Annotated in this window: 3 protein-coding genes; all 3 read right to left on the bottom strand. The window is 42.3% G+C overall.

Annotation, left to right across the window (positions count from 1 at the left end; translation table 11 throughout):
• Positions 1–316, bottom strand: a 316-nt coding sequence (locus PEL01S_RS33945) for a hypothetical protein (protein ID WP_218032566.1), incomplete at its 3' end; no start/stop codon positions are given.
• Positions 317–371: 55 nt separating this feature from the next.
• Entirely contained in the window at positions 372–2864 is a 2493-nt protein-coding gene (locus tag PEL01S_RS33950) for a hypothetical protein (protein WP_127463343.1), read from the bottom strand.
• A complete protein-coding gene (locus PEL01S_RS33955) occupies positions 2779–3630 on the bottom strand; it encodes a hypothetical protein (protein ID WP_127463344.1) in 852 nt (283 codons plus the stop codon). Before PEL01S_RS33955 ends, PEL01S_RS33950 begins: the two co-directional genes overlap by 86 nt.
• Positions 3631–3790: the final 160 nt, after the last annotated feature.

The raw sequence follows: 3790 nt of genomic DNA on the forward strand, positions 1-3790 counted from the left end.
CAACCCATTTTTGATAAGGATTAAATCCGTTACCGTTGGACAAAGATACCCGCCACTCTCCGTTTGAAAAAATAATGGCATCTACCTTTTTGTCCCCATTTACGTCTCCTAACATTGGCTTTAATAAACCTTTGGTTGTTACATTACCATTGGCATCATATTTAAAAAAGATTATTTGGTTAGAAGCCGTTCGTATGTAACTTAAACGATTGCTTTGGTCATGAATGTACTTGTATTCTCCACTTGCAAATAAAGTACTTGGATAAGTTATACTTATCAAAAGAATAAAAACAGAAAAAAATAATCTCATCTTCATCAAATCATTCTCCTAATTTATTTCGCAAGAACGATAAACCACCACAAACCTGCCACTAATTACCAGAGACAAAAAAAGCATCTATAACCACAAAATTATCGTTTGATTCCAAGCGCCTATTACCTGAAACGGAAACCACAATAGTGTGCATCCCATCACCTAGACCATAAGCTAACGTGTAATCTCTTCTTGCATAACTGCTATCGTATAAGTCAATATCAGGATAGGGTTGACCATCAATCCGAACGTTGGCGATCCCCCGATTCGGCCCCACTACCGCGCTCATTTTAACTGCATCTCCGGTAAACTTTAAAACAAGTTTTGAGCCGGTTGTATTTGAGGCTAAGTTCACTTCACCTTCACTATACCAAGTTCCATCTTTGACGACTAAACTATTGTCGCTTTCGATGCGATTGCTTGGCTCTAAGATGGTCTGGGCTTGACCGATGGCCGAGAAAGCATCCACCACCACATAGTTGCTTGTAGCTTCAGCCCGCTTGTTACCCGAAACGGTTACTTCCAACAGATGAGGACCTTGGCCAAGACCATAGGCCATGATGTACTCTCTATTTCTATACTCAGGTTCGTATAAATCGATATCAGGGTAAGGTCGTCCGTCGATTCGAATATTGGCAATTCCCCGATTAGGCCCTGCCACTGCATTCATTTTAACCGCATCCCCTGTAAACTTCAGAACAAGCTTTGATCCCGTTGAATCTGAAGCTAGATTAACTCCGCCTTCACTGAACCAATATCCGCTTTGAATCACTAAAGCGTTGTCACTTTCGATGCGATTACCTGGCTCTTGCAAGGGCTTCACTTCACCAAAAACTAAAAAAGTATCCACCACCAAATAAGTATCTGTTGACTCCGCCCGTTTGTTACCGGAGACGTTTACTTCCAATACGTGTGAGCCATGATCAAGACCATAAGCAATCCTATAGTCCCTATTCCTAAATTCGGTATCATACAAATCGATGTCAGGATACGGTTGTCCGTCGATACGAATGCCAGCGATCCCCCGGTTCGGTCCCGCTACCGCATTCATTTTAACGGCATCCCCCGTAAACTTCACAACAAGCTTTGATCCCATTGAATTCGAAGATAGATTTATCCCGCCTTCGCTGAACCAATTTCCACTTTGAATTACAAAACCATTGTCACTTTCGATGCGATTGCTTGGTTCGAAACTAAAGAAAGCATGTACGACCAAATAAGTATTCGATGACTCGAGTCTCTTATTCCCGGATACCGTTATTTCTAATGTATGAGGGCCATTTCCAAGACCATAGGCAATCGTATATTCTTTGTTTCTGAATTCGATATCGTACAAGTCAATATCCGAATAAGAATTTCCGTCGATCTGAACATGGGCAATCCCCCGATTAGGGCCCGTTACCACGTTCATTTTAATTGCGTCTCCGGTAAACTTCACAACAAGCTTTGAACCCGTTTCGTTTGAAGCAATATTTATTCCGCCTTCACTAAACCAGTTTCCACTTGGAAGGACGGAACGGTTATCACTCTCAGTCCGAGTATCCGGTTCAATTAGAGACTGTGCTTCGCCCTTAATAAAAAAGATAGCTATGGCAAGAAAAGAGTCCGTTGATTCCGAACGTTTGTTACCTGAAACGGTTACTTCCAGCGTATGGGGGCCTTCCCCAAGACCGTAAGCAATGGTATATACTAAGTTCCTGTACTCCCTATCGTACAAATCTAAATCGAAGTAATGTTTTCCATCAATTCTTATATTGGCAATCCCTCGGTTAGGTCCTACTGCCGCGTTCATTTTAACCGCATCCCCGGTAAACTTTAGAACAAGTTTTGACCCTGCCGCGTTTGAAACTACATTAATCCCGCCTTCATTTGACCAATTCCCGCTTTGGATGACCTTACTGTTATCACTTTCAACACGAATTTCCGGTTCGATTATGGTCTGAGCTTGTTCCGAGGTTAAGAAAGCATCTATGACCAGATAAGCTGCTGTTGCTTCCGCTCGTTTATTACCCGAAACGGTTACTTCTAGGACATGAGGACCACTGCCAAGCCCATAAGCAATGATATAATCTTTATTCCTATATTCTGTGTCAAATAAGTCAATATCAGGGTAAAATTGTCCATCGATTCGAATGTTTGCGATCCCTCGGTTAGGACCTGCTACCGCATTCATCTTAACCGCATCTCCCATAAACTCGATAATAAGTTTTGACCCCATCGCGTTAGAGATTAGATTAATTCCGCCTTCGCTGGACCAGTTGCCACTTTGAATCACGAAACTATTGTCGCTCTCGATCTGAGTACTCGGCTCTATCATTGCCTGGGGCTGATCCGAGACGAAGAAAGCGTCTATGACCAGAAATACTCCTGTTGATTCTGAGCGTTTGTTACCCGAAACGGTTACTTCTAATACATGAGGACCATTGCCGAGTCCATAAGCAATGACGTAGTCTCTATTCCTATACTCAAGTATCATATAAGTCAACATCAGGATAAGATTGTCCATTAATTCGTATATTGGCAATTCCCCGGTTAGGGCCTGCCGCTGCATTCATTTTGATGGAGTCTCCGGTAAACTTCATTACAAGCTTTGACCCTGTTACACTTGAAGCTAAATTAATCCCACCTTCGTTAAACCAATCCCCACTTTGGATAACAACGCGATTATCGCTCTCAACCCTATTGCCAGGTTCCATGATTTGCTCCGGTTGGCCGAAGATTAAAAATGCATCCACGACCAAATAAGTACCTGCCGAATCAAAACGTTTATTACCGGAAACGGTGACTTCCAGTGTATGTGAACCACTATCGAGGTTATAAGCTAACCCATAACTTTTATTCGTGTAATTTGTATCGTACATATCAATATCCGGATAAGCTTTCCCATCAATTCGTATGTTAGCAATTCCCCGGTTAGGGCCCGCCACCGCATTCATCTTAATGGCATCCCCTGTAAATTTTACAATAAGTTTAGAACCAGCCGTATTTGAGACTACATTTACTCCCCCTTCATTAAACCAGATTCCGCTTTGTGTTACAGCGCTGCTATCGCTCTCGATCCGGTTTTTCGGCTCGCTTCTTTTTCTACCAAGAGTATTTCCGTTACTATCATATTCATACTCCATTTTTCCTTGTAGCCAGTTGGTATGCTGCAATCTACCGGATGCATCATAATCGTTTTTGATCGAATTGGTTGAAAGAGAAAAATCATCACTTGCCTTAGATGTAGAAGCAGCCTCGGAGATATGAATAGGGAAATAAGCAAAGACTATTAAAAGACTTAAAACAACTCCCCAGCAGCTTTTTGAAATCCACATAAGCTTTATCCTCCAACGCTCTCATAACTTTGGATGTAAAGCAGCAGAGTCCCAATAAACAATACCCGAACCATTATTGTCCGTACCCATCAGTACGAGCCATACACGTGCGTATGCTGCATTTGCAGGAGCTTGACCCGTAACGGAAAGGGTCAAGAAT

Origin of the sequence: Paenibacillus elgii NBRC 100335 (genome assembly GCF_004000865.1) — a bacterium.
GTDB lineage: Bacteria > Bacillota > Bacilli > Paenibacillales > NBRC-103111 > Paenibacillus_G > Paenibacillus_G elgii.

Bases quoted from the DNA above. Each gene is read 5' to 3' on its own strand.
- PEL01S_RS33950 (WP_127463343.1), bottom strand. From the start codon at position 2,864: ATGCAGCGGCAGGCCCTAACCGGGGAATTGCCAATATACGAATTAATG.
- PEL01S_RS33955 (WP_127463344.1), bottom strand. From the start codon at position 3,630: ATGTGGATTTCAAAAAGCTGCTGGGGAGTTGTTTTAAGTCTTTTAATA.